Below are 20,457 nucleotides of genomic sequence, written 5' to 3' on the forward strand. Positions count from 1 at the left end.
GAGTGTTGATGTAGTATGGGTTTGTTATCTCAAGATGTGAAATTTTCACATTCAACGATAAGTGGAAGATAAATTTTCAATTTCAAATTTATCGCCATTATATGGTTGTTTCTTGGTTTTCTTTGTATGTGGCTCCATTCTTATCGATCCACCTTATCGGTCCTGGAGATTGGGCGCCAAGCAAAGTTGATGCAGCCGCACTTGGTGATGAAAATAAAATATCTTTCTTTAAGGTTCCCACTTTTCCTCTGGTATCTACTAAGTCTTCATCCATTAGCTTTGCTCTGAGTTTTTTCCATCCGTCTGAGATTGAACCAGTTTCTTTTAGCGAAAATTTACTTCCGGAGCGAACTAGATAGCCTTCGGGGATCTCAATCATGGTGGCTTCAATTCGATTGCTCTTGAGGAAGTATGTAATCCCTTTTTCGAAGTTTTCTTTGGTTTCTTGATTTGCAATAGAGCTTATTAACGATCTAATCCCCGCGACAGGGAGTATTAGAGAAATCTGTTCAATAAAATACTCCATGTCGGAAATGTCTGCCTCTGATAGTTTGGATAGTGTTGGTTGATTAGAATTTAAAATTTCAGAACTTTTTGCCTCTTTAGCGATGCTCACGAGCCTAGATTCTAAGTATTTAATGTGAGCTTTGGTAAGCATGTCGTCTCTAGAATAGAAACAAATAAATGAATCGAAATCTTTTTCGCCAGATAAGTGCTGCTTAATTCTTATTCGGAGAGACTCTGCTTCGCCAATGTAAATGGAATCATCATAATCGGATGATCCGGCTGTAGAACGAAGAAGGTAGACACCTGAATTCTCGAATTCTTCACGAGAAAGAATGGTATGTGCATTGGCTCTCTGTGCAGAAATAGCTTTCCCTGGCCAGTTACCTATTTCGAATGTCTTAGGTCCTTCTGGGACGCCATCGATCATATATATTGTGATTTTCTTACCCACAGTTTTCCTTAAGTGGTATCTGGGCCGATTTGTTCTAGCTTTTTAGGGATAACAATGCTTGATTTGATGTACGGGTATATTCGCTAGATGATTGTAGTGGCACACTCAATTTGGCCACCTGACTTTGAGTGATATTATCACGCTCAACGAGATCAGGTGAATTAATGACCAAGTCAACAAAGAAGCGATTTGACCCCGAGTTCAGGCTCGAGGCAGCCCAACTGGTAGTCGACCAGAACTACACCGTGAAAGAGGCTTGCGAAGCCATGGGAGTCAGTAAATCCACGATGGAGTCGTGGATTCGGAAGTTGCGGGCAGAGCGAGGAGGCAAGGCGCCTGAAGGCATTGCTATTACTCCCGAGCAACTTCGCATCCAAGAGCTAGAACGGAAGCTTAGGCGAGTCGAAGAAGAGAAAGAAATCCTAAAAAAGGCTACAGCTCTCTTGATGTCGGACTCGCTGAACAGTTCAAGAAAATCGAGCGATTGAAGGAGAGCTACACCGTTCAGCGACTGTGCGACGTATTTGATGTGCACCGCAGCAGCTACCGTATCTGGCGCGACAGGCCAGTAGAATCGAAGCCAGAGGAGATACGGCTGCAGGCGTTGATTAAGGCTGCCCATAGGATTAGTAATGGTTCTGCTGGAGCAAGAACTATCTCAAAGATCGTAACGCAGGGCGGCACCTCGCTTAGCTGATACCGCGCAGCAAAACGAATGAAGCTACTCGGTCTGGAAAGCACCCAGCTCCCAAATCATTGATACAAGAAGGCCGAACAGCCTCACATTCACGTACCGAATCATTTGGATCGAGAGTTTACGTCGCTACGCCAAACAAAGCTTGGGCCGGCGATATCACATATATCTGGACCGGCGCTCGATGGGCGTATCTGGCTGTAGTAATAGACTTGTTTGCACGTAAGCCGGTTGGTTGGGCGCTATGTTATCGCCTGACATCGCCCTGGTTAAAAAGGCTCTCACGATGGCCTACGAGTCGCGAGGAGAGCCTGAACTACTACACCTGAAGGCATCATGTTCCATTCCGACCAAGGGTGTCAGTACACAAGCCTCGCGTTCCGGCAGCTGCTGTGGCGCTACCGAATGACGCAGAGCCTGAGCCGCCGCGGAAACTGCTGGGACAACGCACCAACCGAGCGCTTCTTCCGCAGCCTCAAGACGGAGTGGGTACCGGAAACCGGCTACGAGTCTTTTCCTTCAGCCAAACAGGGAATCACAAGTTACATCATTGGCTACTACAGCCAAATACGGCCACACCATAACGATGGACTGCCACCTAATGTGGCTGAAGAGAATTACAGGAATGCTCAGAATTCGGTGGCCAAAAAGAGTTGACCAGTACACTGCTTTTTGGATAAAAAATAGCGACACCAACTATCACATTGAAAAAGGAAGATTCAATGTCCAAAACTAATTCTAAGAGTCAATCTCAATCCTTTGAGCAACTTTATGAACTATCAAAAAGATGGTTAAAAGCGTATCCCCATAAACTCAAGGAGCCCACCGAGTATGCAATGATTACCGCTCTTTCTTTGATGCGCCCCGAGAACAAGGGGCTGAGCAATTTTTTCTGGACCAGCTACCAGGAAAATAAAAGAAAGTACGAAACCTCTCCCTCGGAAGGTTTTGAACCCAATGAGATGGCAATGATTTCCACTATATCATTTGCGTGCTACGGGATTCAGGGTCAAAAAATTAACCTTGAGCCCTTAATTTTTTACGGAAAAAGCATCGGTTGCAATATCGAACAACTGGATTATTTCAAGAATTATTTAATGATTTTTCACGGAAAAACTCATCCACATCCCGACTACTTGACCGGATATCATGACACTCAAAGAGAATCATTCTATCAGACCATTGAAGAAGTGTTTAAATTAAGTAGAGGAATGAAATTAGAGCATTCTTCCACTTGGAGAGAAATCACCGGCCTATTAATATCCTTTTTTCTAGTAATTGCATTAATCATTCTTATTAACGTTTTTTTCATTTTGTGATAACTATAACCCGTCTCCAGTGGAATTTCTCCAGTCGCCGCCAGCCGATAATTCGGGGTCAGAGTAACCTTTTGACACAAATCTTCACCACGGGATTGATGTCTACCCCAATATTCGCCGATCATCGGCATCTTTGGGAGATTCATGGTAAGCGTCCGGGCATCACACCTTGTAAGGAGCCTTCCAGTTATGAGGTAGCAGTTCGCCAATCGCGCTAGCGCGCTGCGTCGGTAGTCGCTGCATCACATCTTTCAGATACGCATAGGGATCGTGGCCATTCAGCTTAGCTGACTGGATCAGGCTCATAATGGCAGCCGCACGCTGGCCGCTGCGTAAACTGCCGGCGAACAGCCAGTTGCTACGCCCCAAGGCCCACGGTCGGATCTGAATATTCGGGTCAGAATATTCGGGTCAGAGTAAATTTTTGGCGTATATGGCATTCCAAAAGAATTAAAAAATCTGCAAGCTTATAGATTTTCAACCTTTAACGGAGTCTGGGTGCTAGCTTGGGAAACTCTCTCCATGCGATAACCCTTATTGGCCTGATCTGCTGGAATTGGGGGGGCTTCCTGGTAGGCGCCCATACTCGGAATCGGATAGCACTCTGAATCGCGTCATAACCATTCGGCACAGCTTATTTTTTCTTGGGTGAAATCCGCATGGTGATGTCTGCGTGGAAGACCTCCTCGCATTGGTATCAAACACGCTGACGGGCATCACCACATCCTGCGCAGTATCCCAATGGAAGTCATCCACTTTACACACGGCGCGCAAATCGGTCTTGGCCATCTTCTGGTATTGCACGGTCATACCTACCGGAATCCAGCGGAAGTTGCCGTTCAGGGACACGTCCAGGCATACGCCGCCCGCCAGCTCCGCGGCGTTACACATGGCGATGGCGTGTACGGTTTTAATGTGGTTTTGCACCGCGCGGCGCTTTTTCAGTGTTACCTCAACCAGGCCCGGCTTTATCTGGGTAAAGCGCGGTTTGATCGAGCTGAAGTAGGGTGCATTGAAACAGACAATCTTGCTCACCAGCCAGTGGCCAAAACCATTGCCACCGAGGGTTTTCCAGAGTTTCAGGATCGGGCTTTTGGAGGGTTCGTAGGTCATTGGCTATCTCGTGTCTGGCCGTATTATCAAGGCTCTCATTCTTGCGCCTTTGTCACACGCAGATTAAGTATCAAACTGCGCGATAGGCTTGTCTATATCGCTTAACGGTACCTTGCCTATGTACCCTAAACCTGGATTGAGGTTTTCAGTCATACTTTTCAGGCCGGAGGGAAATATACGGCTTTCGGAAGAGCGATGGTTCCAAAGGCCCATGCCCTTCAAATCATTATGAGGTGAGAGACTGCCATTCCGGGATTCCCCTTTAAATTGAATATGAACAATATTTTTTCTGCTATCCCAAAACTTACCAACCAGGAGTCGTTCACCGACCTGCTTGCGCGTGACGGTGTTCGTATCGAACGTATCGTCTCTCAAGGTCATAGTACCCCTGAAGGCGAGTGGTACGACCAGGAGGAAAACGAGTGGGTCATGGTGTTGCAAGGCGCCGGACGCTTGTTGTTCGAGAGTGGGGCGGGAGCTGCTGCTGGAGGTTGGTGATTACGTGGATATCCCTGCGCATGAGCGACACCGTGTCATCTGGACCCATCCTACTGAAACCACCGTCTGGCTGGCGGTGTTCTATCAGTAGACCGGTGCCAGTGGTAGGTGGGAGCCAGTAACTACTTGCCAGTAATAAGAATTTTCCCGATGTGAAGGGGGCGTCCTACGCGATGAAGAGATGCCTCCATGTGCGCATTGGGCAGCCAGCTATCAGACTTCCTGCCGTGAACCAACATACTCCGTAGCGGTGGCTCTCCTAACCGGCTGTACGTAAAGCGGCTCCCCACCGATTTCCTTATCCGCGTGTAAATAAGGCTCAAAGGGCATGATGTCTTCGCCGGGGCCCAGCCAGTGCTCGATAAACGCATCATCGTCCGGGGCAATCATTGGGAAGCTTTTCTCGTGATACTTTCTGGTATCCGGGTGGGCATCCAAGGTGATGATGCTGCAGCTCACGGTCTCACCCCAGGTCTTGTACAGCCCGCAGAAAAAGAACGGTTTGTGATTCCCAAAGCAGAACTCGACGGGGTGCTCGCCGTGCTGGCTTTCCACCCAGGCGGTGGCGGGGATCAGGCAGCGGGATTTGCGGTATTCCGGGCGTTGTCCCAGCTTTTTCCAGTTGCTGTTGATGGACCAGTACTTCTTGTGGGGCTTCCAGTCGTCGCCGTCCCGCTGCAGGTAAAGGTGCCAGATGGCGTTCTCAACCGCGGGTTCGCCGTGGCGGGCTGTGACGATACTGACCTTGGATGTGGGGCGCCGTCGGCGGCCGAAGATCATTTGTTGCGGGTGGTGAATGCCGTGTTCTTCGATGAATCGTTCAATACCTGCGTGGTCATCTACATCAAAGAGGCTGCACATGGGGTTACCGTCGATCTGCCGCGTATTGTGTCCAGCATATGCCTGAATCCAGCGGCTTGCATCTCTCTGCCCGGGCGTTCGCGGGCAAGCGGGCACTCTTGGGTATACGGCTACTGGGGTGGGGCACGCAACATCTCGATATGCGGTATCCCGTCTTCATCCAGTTGAATATTCTTCGGGTCATATTCTTCGGGTCAGAGTAAATTTTTGGCGTATATAGCATTCCAAGAGAATTATAAAATCTAAAGACTTATAGTTTTCAATCTTTAAAGGAGCCTGTGTGCTAGCCTGCGAAACTCTCTCCATGCGATAACCCTTTTGGGCCGCCGATCTGCTGGAATTGGCGGGCCGTCCAGCTGGGAGCTCAGGCTCGGATACGGATGGCACTTTGAACCGTGCCATGACCATTCGGCACAGTTTATTTTTTCTTGGGTGAAATTCGCATGGTGATGTCCGCGTGGAAGACTTCCTCGCCATTGGTATCAAACACGCTGACGGGCATCACCACATCCTGCGCAGTATCCCAATGGAAGTCATCCACTTTACACACGGCGCGCAAATCGGTCTTGGCCATCTTCAGGTATTGCACGGTCATACCTACCGGAATCCAGCGGAAGTTGCCGTTCAGGGACACGTCCAGGCATACGCCGCCCGCCAGCTCCGCGGCGTTACACATGGCGATGGCGTGTACGGTTTTAATGTGGTTTTGCACCGCGCGGCGCTTTTTCAGTGTTACCTCAACCAGGCCCGGCTTTATCTGGGTAAAGCGCGGTTTGATCGAGCTGAAGTAGGGGGCATTGAAACAGACAATCTTGCTCACCAGCCAGCGGCCAAAGCCATTGCTGCCTAAGCTTTTCCAGAGTTTCAGGACCGGACTTTTGGAGGGTGTGTAAGTCATTTGCTATCCCGTGTCTGACTGTATCAGTAAGAGCTTCATTGTTGCACCTTTGTCACCCGCAGATTAAGTATCAAACTGCTCGATAGGCTTGTCCTTATCGCTGATCGTTCCCTGTCGGTGTGTCCTAAGACTCCAATTGCGCTCACTGCCGCTCAGCATTTTTCGAATTCAGCAACCGGTCGCACTATCCACTCGTGAAAGCGGATGATAGCCCTGGATATTGCCTGGGATAGCTGAGACCAAGGATCAGCAGTTCCTAGTGGATAGCATCAATGTTTGCTGGTCACCGGTTCGCGAGCTCGGTCAGGCCCTGGAGAAGGTGCATCTGTCGGAGCGCGGGATGGTGTTCGTAGGCGGCGAGGGTAATCACCACCCTGGAAATCCGATTCAGTTCTGAATGGGCCAGCTACTATTCGCACAGAGCTGCCACCGTTAGACGCGCATAATCAGAACTTCGTTGAGGAGGCTTAAGTACCAGAAGTGATAAATTTCCGGTTTCCTTTCTGACACCCTAAGCTAAACATGGTGCCCCGTCCGTTATGCTTGGGTGCTGTGGGAGGCAATATGAACCTGCAGATTCTCTCTTTAGAGGGACAGTTTTATCTCGTAAGGACGGTAGATGAGTCCGGTTCACACCTCTTAACTGACCGTCGAAACAACCCTTACAGGTTTCATTGTCTTGAGGAGATCCGAGATCACTTCGGGAGGCATAAACTGGAAGAGGTATGGTTGGAACAACATACTCCCTATGAAGAGATGTGTGGATTATCCGACGATACTGGGCCATTAAAAATAAAACTGAGTTGGTAAGAAGAATATTTGAGAAGAATATTTGGGGTAAAGAGTAGCGTTTTGACGTAAATTGTTACTCACGAACCGTGTTTACCGAAATTTTCGATTTCTATCGAAATCTTTAGCTGGATTAGTTAAGCGGCCGATTTACGAAATTCCCTGTTCATCGCGTATCGCGACAAGCCCTGTTCAATCCTCGTAACTTCAAAAGTGGGGAAGCAGTTCAGCCGCGCCCCGCGCGGTCTTATTGAACATACCTGCAAGTTTAAGCTGCCATTTCTTCAGTATTTTATATTGTTCCTCAGTACCGAATACTTCTGCGGCCAGCTGAATAAACTGCCGGTAGGTCAGGTGTTCGTCGTCGCAGGGCAGGTGCCAGCTCTTGTCCAATCTCGCCGCTTGCTCCCAGTATTGTTTGCATTCGCTATTACTCTTTGGCCAATGGCTCTTACGAACAGGGTAGGTAGGATATGTTTATTTCCTATCGCGATGGATTGGGGAACCGAAGTACTTACCCATTCCGCAACATTTCAATATGCGGAATACCATCCTCGTCGTAAGGTTGCGATACCTGCTTGAAGCCCAGATCTCCGTAGAACTTTTTCAGATACAGCTGGGCAGAAATACGAATAGGTGCACCTGGGTATTCCCGCTGCGTGTGCTCAATTGCGCATTCCATCAATGCCTTCCCAATGCCAGTGCCGCGCACCGCTTTACTGGTCAGAACCCGACCGATTGAGGGTTCCGGGTATTTCTTACCGGGAAACACCACGCGCAGGTAGGCGAGGGCGGTGGGGGAGCTTGTATCGCTGTCCCAACAGACCAGGTGCCAGGCGTGCTGGTCCTTACCGTCCGCATCCTGGTAGGGGCAATCCTGCTCTACGGTAAATACTTCCTGGCGGACGCGGAGGATTTCATAGAGTTCGCTGGGCGTTAGTTGGTCAAAACTCGACCATTCGAAAGTATAAGGCTGAATCGACATTGGGAGGGCAGGAGAGAAATTTGCAATTGATCGCCCAAATATAGCGCTGTCTGCGCGGATAACGAAGCGAGAGGGTGGCACTGAGTGTCGTCTCAGGCTTTTCCATCGGTCCCCAACCATCGCCGAGGATGGTTGGGGACCGACGCTATAGGATTATTCGTTTTCTGTAATCGGCTCGAGGGTATCTTCCGCTGGATCGGGACTTTGGCCACCCTTCGGTGATTGGTAGGCGGTAACTTTGACCGGGCGGAGCACTAACAACTTCAGCAGGTAAGACTCCATACGGTGGTCGCCGATGATGCTGTTCCAGGTCCGCGCTTTGCGACTGTTGGAAACATCGTCGCTATTCTCGGGGAATCCCAGCTTGCTACGCACAAAGTGGTAGATGTCGAGACTTCTTCCTTTAAGGCGCTTTGCCAATTCACCTGTAAATGACAGGGCGCTACCCCAATACAGTATCCGAGTTTCTGCTCTGATCAGCGCCAATCTGCGTTTGGAAGGGTTGGGCCAGACGATAGGGCGTAAATCCCGGGCGTTGGCGACATTCTGGCGAAATTCCTCCGGACCCTTCGCCCCCGGAACTGGGTAGAGGTAGCGGCAATCACCATAGTGGGTGAAGTCATCGAGGGCGTTATGCCAGGTGTTTCCGGTTTCGTTTTTCTTGGCGAGACGCTTCATTAGATTCCAGGCGGGCTTCGCGAGAGTGAAAAGCCAGGTCTTGGCTAGCCGGCGTCCTATATTGGTCAGCGATGATCTCAGTGTACCTCCATCGAGCGGAAGCTTGGGTACTGGATCCCAGGCATTGACGTAACGATAAATCGGAGTCTGTAACCCGGTGATCGCATTGGGGTTACCTGCCCGGGGAGCCCCGAAGGTATAGCAGGCCGAGAGCTTGTTCGGTGTGCCTAGTTTCCTGCTGCGGTTTTCCAGGTAGATGGTCAGTAATGCTGCGAGGGCACCACCGAGGCTGTGCCCGGTGATATAGATACGTTTGGCGTCGATACCGTCGATGATTTCTTCGATGGCCTGGACGCAGGTGGCGAACTGGAACAGGAATCCGCGGTGAAAGCGGCTGTTTTCGGGAAAGGCGTATTCAATGGATTCGGCGAAGTTTACGCCCGTCGTGGGTTCCGCCTTCGAGCCATCCTTAGCCACCTCTTCCTGCGCTTTCAGGCTCTCTGCCCGGTACTTCTCACATAGCTCCGCAGGCGATACCGCCCGGGCGCGCAGGTTGGTGCCCCAGTCCGCGGCTGACCCACTGCCGCGGAAACAGATTACCAGGGTCTCGGCCTGTTTTTGTTCTAGAGCTTCAGCGGAGGAGAAGTGCGCGGCCACGAAACCCTGTGTGTCCGGAATACCTTCAAGTACATCACGTGCATACTCCTTGAGGCTGTCAGAGGCTTCTGAAGTCCGGGTATTGAATGTACCCACCAGCGAGTAGCCCGTTGAGTGCAGGAAATTCTCGATTTCCATTGCCCCCTCACTGCCGGGGTCAGGTGTATCGAGCATCAGTGTCTTTTCGAGTTCGTCCGATTTGGATAGGCAGACGTACTGATCGAAATCGTTGTCTCCCTCTTCAAAGCCTTTGCGGTCCAACTCATCAACCGGGTAATAGGCAGCTCGACATAGGAAGGCGAAAAGCGCTGCGCGCTCTGGGTTCAGTGTCGCAGTGAGAGTACTGCTATCGAAGTCCAACGCGTCTGTAACGTGGGGGAGGGGAAATGTTAATTGGCTCATTGTTGTCCATCCTTGGATATTTGGAAAATCCTCGCATGAACTAGACCGGCTTTAAAGAGGCAGGATTGCTGGGTGTCGAATGGTCTGCCACGGGCTTCAATTTTCTTCGGTTTTGGCGGTTAATAGTTCCAATGCGCATTACGCTCGCGGGTACATGAGACATGGCTATAAAGAAATTGTGTCAAATATGAAAAATATATTGAAAGCAGAAGTTGCGTTCTATTGATTAGGCGTGTTTTGAATGCAGTGCTGAGTTCGTACTTTTGGCTCAATTCAAAATGGTGATAGTGAACGCGGAGGTTCAATTTCGTGACAAGTCAGTTTTCGCTGAAAAATAAATAAGTGCTTCAGACGCACAAGATTATTTACGAGCTATTTCACTTTCAATTTGTATTCGGAGTTAGATTTTTGTCAGAAAAAAGTGACCTGTATGATTCAAAGGGTGCGATATTAGGGTGGTGTTCTGAATAGAAATAGGAGTTTTGGTATTTTATGATGGCCGGAGTGTTATTGCTTGGGTAGTTTGTCGATAGCTTTAGGGGCTCTTTGGTGGAGAAAAATATTTCTATCGATAGTTGAGTGGTGGTGTATGAAGCGTAATCGGTATCTGATTTTTTGGCTTTTTCTATCCAGCTCTTGATCTCAGATATAGAGTCTCGATCTCGTATGAGATCAATTTTTTGTGGGCTTTCGAGCTTTATGTAATATATGTCACTATGGATTTCCGACCTTAACTCTTTCGAAGGCTCTTGGCCGCATGCGTTTATGAGGAGAAGAAGTGTAGTGGCTAATAGTAAGTTAAATTTCATGCGGTCACCTGGGGTTATCATTTCTCGCTCTATTCGAAATCACTTTTCATTTCTAGGTTTAGGTTTTTATATTTTTTAATTTTTGGGTTTTCGTCGATAATATAAATATCTATAAATACAATTTTTTTCGCGGCTCGCATGAAATCTCTCATATTTGCAAGTCTAATTTTTTTGTCTGTGTTATAAAAGTTTCTTGAAAATTTTGCATATTCATTTTAAATAAAGTTTTCGAGAAGGTTTATCCAATTTTGTTTTTATTGACCTTTATCGTAATTTGTTAGAGTGGAAATTATAGCTGCTCTATGAGTAGAAATGTTTCTTTTTCTTGTTGGTCTGTATTTTCATGATCCAGTAGGTCAGCGATCGATTCAATTAGTTTTTTTGAATTTTTTCACACATGAAAACCTTCTTTTTTATAGTGATAATAAGTTATTTTAAGGGTTACATATTTTTATGTTGCTCGTCGTCCATAGGTAAATTAAAGTCTTTTGTAAGTGTTTTTGTTTAAATTGGAGATTATTGATGTCGATTTTTTGGTTGCAGCGCAGGTGACTGTGCTCGAGGAATTCATTAGCATCTAATTACGGTCGTGGATAATTTTAGTTTCATGTTAAGTGCAAGTATTCCTTTTTCTAGATTTTATCGATCAATTTGTGGATCAGCTTATAGTTCTCTGATTTATTTTGTGATCAAAGTCGAAATTTTTCTTCCCATTAATTGCTGTTTTTACTCTCTCTACTATGGGTGGCAGGTTGCTTTCCCAAGAACCTTTCTCGGATTTCGTCAATATTTATTGCTTCTTTTTGGGGTGGAACATAGATTATTTTTATGTAAGTGTGATTGAGGACTTCGTAGTATGCGTTAACGACTAGTTTATCATTAATCGTCTGTATGACGAATAAGCCTCGTATGTTATTGGTTTTAAATGATGTGTAGTTGGAATGGTTTTTAGGTATATCTTTGAGTCTTAAAAGCGCAAGGTATTCAATATCTTTAGTTCTGCTTTCATTGCTGCACAGTATGTCGGTACCAGAAATTTTAGATGCGGATATTCTGTAGGTTATTGAGGTGTTTCCATGTTTGTTTATTGATTTTTCTGGGGTGACGATTTCTTCATTTGATAAATAAGAAAAAACAGGATCCAGTCTTGGGTTTTCTGACAAATATTTATATATGCTGGTTAGGTTTTCTGAGCCTGCCTCTAAATATACTCTTCCTCCGCCATTTGATATTTTTTGAATGTTTAAAATATCTTGAGATACTCGCATTTTTCTTATTAAGTCCTGTATGTCAATTTCGATATTTTCTAGAAGTATGGTGGAGAAATTTTCATCTTCTAATTCTATATTTTTTGCTTTAGCATCAAAGTCAACTGTTGGTGATGCCAGGATTTTTTGTTTTTCATTTTTACAGTGTTCAATCCAACCTGGTTTTTCATCACCTATTGTAGGTTGACAAGCTGTAGATAAGATCATGCATGTTAAAAAATATAGATTTCTCATCAAATATATCCCGGATCACAACTAAAGTTGCATTCATATAGGTTCCTGTTCGAGTCGCCATGTGTTTGGTTAAACTGTTCAATCATATTGTAATTTTGGATTCGAAATCTGTGTGTCTTTATTAGAGATGCTCACGTATTTTTCTAATATCCTTTAATGTGTATTTGCTATTTTCGTGATGGAGACAATAGGATTGGTTAATTTAAGTGCGTGTTTCTGAAAAATATCAAAATTAAATGCCATGTGAGCTAGGGTAGATTCTTCGTTTTTGTTGGGAGGTTTTAAGATGCAGCTGAGTTTTTTCTGCTTGTCCTGAATTTCGGTACGGTATATGTGTAAAAGTAAAACTTGGATGTGCTCAGAATTGTGTTGCCGCATTAGTAAATGTCTGAAAAATGGTTGGTCGTCTATCAGGCGGTGTTTTTACGTCTGCTGTTACCGATGATGTAATTCGCTTATGATTTCCAGTAAATTTGTGTCAGAATTTAATTATGTTTTAATAATGTGCGCTCTAGATTTACATATACAAGAGCTGTACAAAGAAACTCTTGCCTTTTTCCCTCTGTAAAGCTACTAATGCTCGGATTTCTTGAGAGTAAATTTTCTTCAAATTTATTTACTAGCCAGCCTCCACATTCGGTGCTTTTCCTTTCAGATTTTCTATCTATAAGAAACCAGCTAATTTTAAATTCATCAATAGAAATTATGCTAACTATAAATTTCACATCATACTTCCACGGCATAAGGTATAACCGAGTTCGTATACACCAAGGAAGGGTTTCACTGATCTCTACAGCTTTTTTTAGACTGTTTTGATTGTTATCAATTTTCCATTTTATGATTAAGTGTTTTGGGATTTTACTAATGGTACCGCTCACGTCTATTCGCTCACCTGCGTGTAGTGGTTCGAATCCGTGAGTGGCTACGATATGATTATGGTCATCAAGTACACTAAATAACGGTAGAATATTTGGTGAACTGTTTTGATATATAAACTCGGGCGTTTGAGGCCAAAATTTTCTGTATGAAATAAATATCGAAATACAAAAAACGATTGCTATAGTGTAGGGGGTTTTTTGTGACAGGCTCATAAATTATTTGGTGGTTTTCCGCATCGATAATTTTCGGAAAAAATTGAAGTGTATTTAGATTTGTATAATCATGAGTTAATTTTTCCACTGCGTTCTAGCCTCATAGACTAATTCAAGTTACTTCGTTAAATTTTAAATCATTGTTTATTTGAATGGATTGGGGCGGGTTTGAATGCTTCCATAAATAGCTCTCATGAGATTTTTGTCGAACTTTGATTTTATATCCGTTATATCGAATAGGATTATTTAGCATTGCTTTTGTTTAAGTCCCATTTTCTTTTTTGTTTAAGGTAAAATAATTCATTACATCGAAAAGTTGCTTCTGTGCTAAAGTCGAAATACTTGGGAGATTTGTAGGGCTCAATATTTCCTCTTTCCAAGTCCAATTTTTTATCTTTCCTGATAAGCTCTCCATTTTTCCATTCGTTTTTTGATAAGAGGTTTGGCCTTGTCAATATACTTGTCAAAAATATAGCCGTTACAGTCGATAGCCCTTCTTTCAGAATTAACTTTTTTCCAGGAAAGTTTCATACTTTCATCAGTTAAATAACTAACAAATATTGCTCCATTAAAATTTCGAATTATGTCCTCTCCCAAGTAAATTTTTCTCTGTGAGTGTGCGGATGTTTTTCCTGGGGTTAGCGAAACCAATAGGTATTTTGGTATGGCTTTGACCGAAATGCTCCCGCTTTTGTATTCATTTGGGCGGATTGGGGTTTCATCCTCAAAGGGGTACATTAATAGCTCGTTGTTATCATCCCATATTTTTACATTATATAAGTCATGCGCGGAATCATTATGGAATGTCAAGCCGATGAGCTTTTCGCAGGCGATCACTTGTCTTGGGGCAGAGGTTAGGGAAAGCAAAAAACATAGGGGTGCAAAATATTTAAGAAGCTTCACTCTAAGACTCCTTGGTTCTTAAGTCATTTCTCACATGTTTCCATATTTACTGTGCCTCATACGTTTTTTCATAATTTTCATTAATCATATGTTCTAGGTTCGGGAATTGAGGTGCGGTGATTTGGTGTTTTTTGGGCGACACTACCCTTTGACACGATCCTAAGATGTGTATGCAGACCTCCGTCGTTGGCTTTATCCGCGCAAATCATCTGATAGATCGTAGGGTGTAGCGGAACGCCTGCGTGCCTCTTCAAGTAGATCACAGCCTGCTGCGGACTCAACTCTTGACGGATTAAAACCTCTAACTGTCGCCGCACTTCATCGGTCACTTTCCTCGCCCTATTGGCCTCGCGTCGTCTGCCATCTGGGAGTCTATGGGCTTGACCGAGGCGATATCCTCCGACGAAGTTCTCGGCTGATCGTCGATGGATGTCTTTCCTGTAGTTCTGCTATTTCTGCTTGTGAGTGCCCGGCTTTTCTCAGGCTGTAAATCTAGTATCGTTCGTGCTCGGTCAGCTGGTAGTAGCTCATCAGCGCTTTTTTCTTGGTAGGGAGAGGCGCCGATTCTACCAGCTGGCATCTCTCTTACCAATTGCACTTATTATCCGAAACCGCGTAATCTTAAGTCGGCTATTCTTGGAATAATGCCGTTTGGGTTTCTATTTATTATAGCTAACAGCCTTTATTAAAACATTCTTATCATCAGCTATGGTGACAAATACAATTCCATCGTGAAGCTGATAGGCTAACCCTGAGCCATATAGTTGAATGTTCTCTACTTGAGTGGCAGACATGGTTGCAGCGATCAAAGTTTCCTCGATATAAATCTGAGACCATATTTTGGATAATTCAGATTCGCAATCAATTTTATTGTCGGTATCTTTCAGGTATGTTTTGAGTTGATTTTTAAAGGATGTTTTTTCAATGAATTTTTTCAGTGCTCTACCTTCGCTATTGGATATTTTGAATATGTTGTCAATAATTTTCTTAAAATGTGATTGGTTTAGATTGATAAACAATATTTCCGTAATGCTCTCCGAAAATTCAATGGTAACTATTTGGTATTTAGATGTGAGATCTTGATTTGTCGAAATTAAATTCTTTCCAAGTACGGGGATTTCAATGGAGTTGTAAGTGTAGATTGGAAGAGTTGTATATCTTTGGGTATAACCTTCAGCCTTTAGCCAACCGGGCTTTGGTAGAGATTTTGAATTGTAGTATGAAAGTTCTTCACATATATTTTGGAGTTCTTTTTGCATTTCCATTTGAGGTTTGTTTTCGCAGCTACAGGTGAAAAATATAAAAAAACAAGCTGTTAATGTTTTATTAATCATGTTTTTGTTAGTATAGGTTCAGCTGCATCATAAATAATTTCATATATTCTCTCTTGCTTCTCATTTAGTCCATTCCTTTGGTAAATAATTTTTCTTATTTGCTTTTTCACTTGCTTTGTAGGGTCGAAAAGTCCATCGCCAGTTAGATGTTTCCATTGCATATCTTTAAATTGATCTGCGATTGTTTCTAAATGCTTGGTTACCCAATTCGATCGGAGTCCTATATGCGCTTCTGCGACCATTGTGCCAATTAATGTATCTGTTTTGGAACTCTTAGTGATTAAAAAATCATTGCTGTCTACCACCTCCCATTCCATATATCCTACATTAATTAATGCAATTAATATCAACTTATTGTCTGGAGCCTTTCGGTTTTGTTTTTCCATATCATTTAGGTAGTCCATGTCTCGTTTAAAATCATCTCTCAATTCGTTAGACAACTTTACTAAATCTATGACCTCACCAATACCTATGGAAAACCCTATATTTTGAAAGCCACTGTTGCCTGGATAATAGTTTCCATAGCAATCATATTCATTAAGTCCCATTGGGTCGATTTTTTTTAATGGATTATTTAGGGTGTAACCGAATCTATTCATTCCTCCGAGTAACCCAATCGGATCACTTTGAATGTAGCGCCCTAGTGACGGGCTGTAATCTCTGAAGTAGTTATAGTGCACCCGGGATTCTAGGTCATAGTATTGTCCAGGGAATCGTAGGTTGATATTACGTCTCGAATTTGACGCATTTTTTGTGGTGTTAATAGGAGCACCAAAAGCGTCACTTTTCCAGCGCCATATTATTTTTTTGTCTTCGCTACTCCCAGATCTCGGTGTATCCAGGTGGTCGTTATGTAGGTAAGTAACGGAGGTGTGGTCATTTTTGATTTCAATATGTGCAATGGGTGTAGAACCTATCCATAGGTAATGAATTTCACTTTGTGTAGTAACTTTATCCGAAATTAGCGTCTGATTTTCTGTCTTTGTAATTTCCTGGGCTAATTGTCTATTCAATAAGTACTGGAAACGGATGCTCTCATTTTGCAGCTGCTTTTCTATACGCTGGCCATTGCTGGAATAACGGTATTCGGCAATTTGCTTTCCATTCTTGAAGTAGGCGGCCAGCCGGTTTTTCTGGTTATGCCGGTGCTCTTCCAGATCTCCTTCTTCATTTAGCTGCAATCTGACATTGGGAGACTGGAGCGGCGGGTTCTCAAAGCTTTCGCTTGCTGATGTCGGTACAGATTTCTTATTTTTGTATTCGCTTTGTTTGGGTTGTTGCAGATATTTTACTGGCCCCCAGTGTGTCAATCGGTTGCCGGTTTCGTATTGGTATTCTGTTAGTTTGCCGTTATGTGTTTTGGTGAGACGGTTACCGACGCCGTCGTAGGTGTAACCGGTGGTGTAGCTATATTCCGGATTTGAGGCCTGGTGCTCTTCGCCGGTCAGGCGGTGCAGGTCGTCGTAATCGTAGTCGGTTTGCTGGCTCTGGCCCTGTTCGATCTTTTCAATCTGGGTGATGTTGTTGCTGGTGTCGTGCTGGTATTTCTGTTGCCAGAGAATTTCGTCGTCATCGGTGAGCCGGATATCGGTAATGCGTCCATCCAGGTCGCTTTCCCGGCGGTAGTTGAGGCCGTTACCGGTTTGCCATGCCTTGGGTCCGGCAAATGCTTGGTATTCGATGTCATCCAGGATGGGGTGTTTTTTACCGGTGTTGTCGATGTAGTCGACGGCGGTGATGCGGTCTTTTTTGTAGTGGTACCTTGCCTGAGCGCCGTTGTTGTACTGGATATATTCGAGGGCGGCGGTGTCGTTGTAGCCGTAGCGCAGGATCTGAGTGTCGCCATCGTTGAAGGTACGGATTTCGGCGGTGGTCTGGCCGTGGTCGTTGTACTGGTAGTCGGTCTGGCTGTGGTGGTCGATCAGGCTGGTGAGCTTGCCGATGCCATTGCCGTGAATGTCGTCGCGCTGGTCGTACAGGTACTGGCTGTCTTCGGTTTCGCCGGGGTAGTCGGCGTAGGTGACGCGGTTTAGGTGGTCGTAGTGCCAGTGGGTGGTGTTCGGGTTTTCGCCGCTCTGCTGGCGAATGATGTTGCCGGCAGGGTCGCGCCAGTAGGTGCTTTCGCCGGTGGCGTCGCTGCCGCGCCAGATGACGTCGCCGAAGCCGTTGTGGATATAGCGGGTTTTGCTGCCCTCGGCATCGGTGACCTGGGCGACGGGGCCCTGGAGGCTGTATTCAATCTGGGTTTTGCCCTGCAGGGCGTCGATGCTGGTAACGAGTCGGTCGAGGGTGTCGTAGTGACGCTCGCTGGGGTTGTCGATTCCCTGTTGAGTGACGGTTTTGATCTGCCCGGTGCGGGTGTAGCGGAATTCCGTTTGCTGGCCGTAGTTACCGATGATCTGGTGGACCCGCCCGAGGGCATCGAGCATACGCTGGGATTTGCGCACCAGCTGGCCGCTGGCATCGTAGATTTCCTGGGCGGTCCAGTTGCCACTGATGTCACCGGGGGTGATGTAGAGGGTTTCGCCCCAGTTGTTGTGGACTTCGGTGAGTTGGCGGGCGTCGTTGTACTGGTAGCGCTGCCAGCTGCCGTCGGCGAAGGTGATGCGCTCCAGGGTGCCGTTGGGGTTGTGCTGGAAGCGAGTGGTGATCGCTTTGTCTGTGCTTTGCTTGGTAAGGCTTTGCAGGCGACCCTGGTGGTCATAGCCGAGCAGGATGTTCAGGCCGTTGGCAAGTTGCGCGGCGGTGGGATTGCCCTGCGCATCATAGCTGTCGATTTCGGTGGTGTGGCCGAGGGGGTTGGTGACGCGGGCGATCTGTCCCCGGTCGTTGAATGTGTAAACGTATAGATCGTCACGGCCATCTGCGTCCGGCGCCCTTGGACCATCGATGGTGATACTGGCGAGGACTCCGGGGAGATTCGGGTTTTCGGTGTAGTCGTAGTTCCAGCTGCGGGTATCGCCGTAGGTACTGTAGGGAAAGCTCTGCTGGCTGATGTCGGTTTGGGTGGTGCTGACACGGCGGCCGCTGGGGTCGTAGCGGTGATCCACTTTCAGGTAGCTCTGCCACTGTCCTTCGTGGAAGCGGCTGTGGGTCACTTCGGTCATCAGCGGCAGGTCCGGGTGCCACTGGCGCTCCACACGGCGACTGCCCTCTGCGGCGACCCACTGGCCCTGTTGTTGCACCAGCCCGTCTTCTTCCAGTTCGACCAATCCGCGCGGGTTGCGCTGCAGGCGCAGGGCGTGGCCTTCACCATCGACCGACAGGGCGAGAAATCCCTGTTCGTCGTATTCGTGGGACTCCCTTACGTCGGGGCAGGTGGGGGTTGCCTTGCCGTCGACGCGCACCAGGCGGCGGTAGCCGGGGCGGGCCGGCTCCAGGTGGTAGGTGGTCTGCAGGCCCATGGCGTTGGTGGCGGTGACGGTGCCATCTTTGTTGTAGGCGATTTTTATCTGGTCGGTGTTGTCCCCGTGGCGGCTCAGGATTGCGCGACCGAGGGCATCGTAATCCCAGGTGGCGAAGCGTTTGTCGTCGGCATCGGTGATGCCGGTGAGGGCATGGGGGAATTTGGAGTGTTCGTAGTGGTAGGTGGCATCGCTGCCGGTCAGCACCCGCGAGAGGGATTGCCAGGCGCTGGTATCGGTTTTCCGGTACCCGCGCAGGTTGCCATGGGTATCGTAGTCAAAATACAGGCTCTGCTCGCCGGGGAGGGCGACGCGCTCGAGTGCTCCCGCGGCGTCGTAGTAAAACTGGAGCGCCGGGCCGCGGTTATCCTCGACCCGCTGTAGCAGACCATCCTGATAGGTGAGGCTGTGCCTGGCACCGTCTATGTATTGCACCGACTGCAGGCGGCCGCCTGCATCGTATTCTTCGGTGGCGCCTTGCAGGGTGGTGTATCGCCAGCCGTTTTCTGTCCGGGCAAGTCGGTCTACCACGCCTTCCGCCTGCCAGCGATGATCATCAAAGGTAAACCGATAGTAGCTGCCGTCATCCCGGAAGGCGTGTACCACCTGCGTATCGCTGTCCTGCTGTTCACTATCCTGCTCGATATCCAGACGCCGCTGGAAGCTGTGTCCCCAGCCATGGCCCAGGGTGCGGGACTGATCTTGCTGCAGGCTGTTGTAATAGCGGGTAAAGACCAGCGGGTTGGTCAGGTAATGGCGATAATCGGCTTCCGCCTGATACTTGTTGCCATTGCCAAAGTTGATCGGGTTGCCGACAAAGGTGTTGGTGGGGGCAGCGCTCGGGAAGGCTCCGCCGTCGCCGCCACCGTCTGACATGCACATACCCGGGCCGCCGCCACCGGTGCCGGGGGGGAGGGGGTTGCTGATGGGGGGTGGGAAAATCGGGTCCTCACCGGGATTGAGGGGATCGTCCGGGTCTGTTGGATCTCCCGGTTGTGGGTTCGACGGATCGCTGGGGTCTGCCGGACTGCCGGTGGATGGGTTGCCCGCGCCGCCCCCAATGGGCGGAAGTGCTTCCTCCGCTTCCGGATAAAACCATCCCTTGTAATAGTTCGAGGCAATTTGCTCGGAGGCCTCGGCAATATGCTCCCGTACCACACCGCCATACTGTTGCACGCCGATCGCGCCCATGAGTACACCGATGGAAATGATCGGGAGATATTCTGCGAGGGCGGCACCGCGAATTTTTCGGAACGAAAAACGGAACCCTTTTGACAGAAAAGAGTAATTGCGCACGAACACATCCTTGTGTTTTCTAAATAGGTCGCGTTGTGTCACAGCGTGTGACAAAGAGGCTGCGAACTTAGAGAACTGGATGCCAGTCAGGTGTGCGCGGTTTCACATTCTCTGATATTGGTACGCGAAAAAAGGCAAAAAAATTCTAATTGAGACGATGGTGTAACGTATTTTTAGGCAACTCGATACGGTCGTACAAGGTAGGGTGGTAATGTGATCTCAGGTCGGAGAAAAATAAAAAGGGCACAAAATTTTGTGCCCTTTTT

16 protein-coding genes and 3 pseudogenes are annotated in these 20,457 nt (G+C 47.2%); 4 read left to right on the top strand and 15 right to left on the bottom strand.

Annotated elements, in window-relative coordinates:
- Positions 1-97: 97 nt before the first annotated feature.
- On the bottom strand, positions 98-958 hold the full coding sequence (locus PVT68_RS00535) for a GIY-YIG nuclease family protein (protein ID WP_280320623.1): 861 nt from the start codon (positions 956-958) through the stop codon (positions 98-100).
- 164 nt (positions 959-1,122) lie between these two features.
- Here PVT68_RS00535 and PVT68_RS00540 point away from each other — a divergent pair.
- Together PVT68_RS00540 and PVT68_RS00545 are read left to right on the top strand one after the other, a co-directional pair.
- Positions 1,123-2,309: pseudogene (locus PVT68_RS00540) on the top strand (IS3 family transposase).
- 65 nt (positions 2,310-2,374) lie between these two features.
- A complete protein-coding gene (locus PVT68_RS00545; RefSeq protein ID WP_280320624.1) occupies positions 2,375-2,971 on the top strand; it encodes a hypothetical protein in 597 nt (198 codons plus the stop codon).
- 162 nt (positions 2,972-3,133) lie between these two features.
- Here the strand turns inward: PVT68_RS00545 and PVT68_RS00550 are convergent.
- The 5 genes and pseudogenes from PVT68_RS00550 to PVT68_RS00570 all read right to left on the bottom strand — a co-directional run.
- A pseudogene (locus PVT68_RS00550) lies at positions 3,134-3,358 on the bottom strand (transposase domain-containing protein); the annotation flags it as partial.
- Positions 3,359-3,505: 147 nt separating this feature from the next.
- Entirely contained in the window at positions 3,506-4,084 is a 579-nt protein-coding gene (locus PVT68_RS00555; RefSeq protein ID WP_280320625.1) for a hotdog fold domain-containing protein, read from the bottom strand.
- A 63-nt stretch (positions 4,085-4,147) separates the two neighbouring features.
- The gene (locus PVT68_RS00560) at positions 4,148-4,465 is read right to left on the bottom strand and encodes a hypothetical protein (protein WP_280320626.1); all 318 of its coding nucleotides are present in this window, start codon (positions 4,463-4,465) and stop codon (positions 4,148-4,150) included.
- 330 nt (positions 4,466-4,795) lie between these two features.
- Positions 4,796-5,443, bottom strand: a complete 648-nt coding sequence (locus PVT68_RS00565) for an SOS response-associated peptidase family protein (RefSeq protein ID WP_280320627.1) — start codon at positions 5,441-5,443, stop codon at positions 4,796-4,798.
- Positions 5,444-5,861: 418 nt separating this feature from the next.
- Positions 5,862-6,341: a hotdog fold domain-containing protein gene (locus tag PVT68_RS00570; protein WP_280320628.1), complete on the bottom strand. Its 480-nt coding sequence runs from the start codon at positions 6,339-6,341 to the stop codon at positions 5,862-5,864.
- A gap of 259 nt (positions 6,342-6,600) precedes the next feature.
- Between PVT68_RS00570 and PVT68_RS00575 the strand changes: the two genes are divergently transcribed.
- Together PVT68_RS00575 and PVT68_RS18380 are read left to right on the top strand one after the other, a co-directional pair.
- Positions 6,601-6,738: a hypothetical protein gene (locus PVT68_RS00575; RefSeq protein ID WP_280320629.1), complete on the top strand. Its 138-nt coding sequence runs from the start codon at positions 6,601-6,603 to the stop codon at positions 6,736-6,738.
- A gap of 167 nt (positions 6,739-6,905) precedes the next feature.
- Positions 6,906-7,151, top strand: coding sequence for a DUF6482 family protein (locus tag PVT68_RS18380; protein ID WP_407666115.1), 246 nt, complete (start codon positions 6,906-6,908; stop codon positions 7,149-7,151).
- 186 nt (positions 7,152-7,337) lie between these two features.
- Here the strand turns inward: PVT68_RS18380 and PVT68_RS00580 are convergent, their stop codons facing one another.
- The 9 genes and pseudogenes from PVT68_RS00580 to PVT68_RS00615 all read right to left on the bottom strand — a co-directional run bounded on the left by PVT68_RS00580 (position 7,338) and on the right by PVT68_RS00615 (position 20,191).
- Positions 7,338-7,523, bottom strand: a complete 186-nt coding sequence (locus PVT68_RS00580) for a hypothetical protein (RefSeq protein WP_280320630.1) — start codon at positions 7,521-7,523, stop codon at positions 7,338-7,340.
- Positions 7,524-7,644: 121 nt separating this feature from the next.
- A complete protein-coding gene (locus tag PVT68_RS00585) occupies positions 7,645-8,115 on the bottom strand; it encodes a GNAT family N-acetyltransferase (RefSeq protein ID WP_280320631.1) in 471 nt (156 codons plus the stop codon).
- Positions 8,116-8,268: 153 nt separating this feature from the next.
- Positions 8,269-9,852 (bottom strand): lipase family protein, encoded by a 1,584-nt coding sequence (locus PVT68_RS00590; protein WP_280320632.1) that lies wholly within the window; start codon positions 9,850-9,852, stop codon positions 8,269-8,271.
- Positions 9,853-11,374: 1,522 nt separating this feature from the next.
- Positions 11,375-12,163, bottom strand: a complete 789-nt coding sequence (locus tag PVT68_RS00595) for a hypothetical protein (protein ID WP_280320633.1) — start codon at positions 12,161-12,163, stop codon at positions 11,375-11,377.
- A 485-nt stretch (positions 12,164-12,648) separates the two neighbouring features.
- On the bottom strand, positions 12,649-13,041 hold the full coding sequence (locus PVT68_RS00600; RefSeq protein ID WP_280320634.1) for a hypothetical protein: 393 nt from the start codon (positions 13,039-13,041) through the stop codon (positions 12,649-12,651).
- Positions 13,042-13,644: 603 nt separating this feature from the next.
- Positions 13,645-14,157, bottom strand: a complete 513-nt coding sequence (locus tag PVT68_RS00605) for a hypothetical protein (protein ID WP_280320635.1) — start codon at positions 14,155-14,157, stop codon at positions 13,645-13,647.
- Positions 14,158-14,303: 146 nt separating this feature from the next.
- Positions 14,304-14,649 (bottom strand): annotated as a pseudogene (locus PVT68_RS18470) (helix-turn-helix domain-containing protein); the annotation flags it as partial.
- Between the two features lie 167 nt (positions 14,650-14,816).
- Positions 14,817-15,422, bottom strand: a complete 606-nt coding sequence (locus tag PVT68_RS00610; protein ID WP_280320636.1) for a hypothetical protein — start codon at positions 15,420-15,422, stop codon at positions 14,817-14,819.
- Between the two features lie 65 nt (positions 15,423-15,487).
- Positions 15,488-20,191, bottom strand: a complete 4,704-nt coding sequence (locus PVT68_RS00615) for an RHS repeat-associated core domain-containing protein (protein WP_280320637.1) — start codon at positions 20,189-20,191, stop codon at positions 15,488-15,490.
- Positions 20,192-20,457 lie beyond the last annotated feature (266 nt).

This window comes from Microbulbifer bruguierae (genome assembly GCF_029869925.1).
GTDB classification, from domain to species: Bacteria; Pseudomonadota; Gammaproteobacteria; order Pseudomonadales; family Cellvibrionaceae; genus Microbulbifer; species Microbulbifer bruguierae.

Bases quoted from the DNA above. Each gene is read 5' to 3' on its own strand.
- PVT68_RS00545 (WP_280320624.1), top strand. From the start codon at position 2,375: ATGTCCAAAACTAATTCTAAGAGTCAATCTCAATCCTTTGAGCAACTT.
- PVT68_RS00555 (WP_280320625.1), bottom strand. From the start codon at position 4,084: ATGACCTACGAACCCTCCAAAAGCCCGATCCTGAAACTCTGGAAAACC.
- PVT68_RS00560 (WP_280320626.1), bottom strand. From the start codon at position 4,465: ATGACCTTGAGAGACGATACGTTCGATACGAACACCGTCACGCGCAAG.
- PVT68_RS00565 (WP_280320627.1), bottom strand. From the start codon at position 5,443: ATGTGCAGCCTCTTTGATGTAGATGACCACGCAGGTATTGAACGATTC.
- PVT68_RS00570 (WP_280320628.1), bottom strand. From the start codon at position 6,341: ATGACTTACACACCCTCCAAAAGTCCGGTCCTGAAACTCTGGAAAAGC.
- PVT68_RS18380 (WP_407666115.1), top strand. From the start codon at position 6,906: ATGAACCTGCAGATTCTCTCTTTAGAGGGACAGTTTTATCTCGTAAGG.
- PVT68_RS00585 (WP_280320631.1), bottom strand. From the start codon at position 8,115: ATGTCGATTCAGCCTTATACTTTCGAATGGTCGAGTTTTGACCAACTA.
- PVT68_RS00590 (WP_280320632.1), bottom strand. From the start codon at position 9,852: ATGAGCCAATTAACATTTCCCCTCCCCCACGTTACAGACGCGTTGGAC.
- PVT68_RS00595 (WP_280320633.1), bottom strand. From the start codon at position 12,163: ATGAGAAATCTATATTTTTTAACATGCATGATCTTATCTACAGCTTGT.
- PVT68_RS00610 (WP_280320636.1), bottom strand. From the start codon at position 15,422: ATGGAAATGCAAAAAGAACTCCAAAATATATGTGAAGAACTTTCATAC.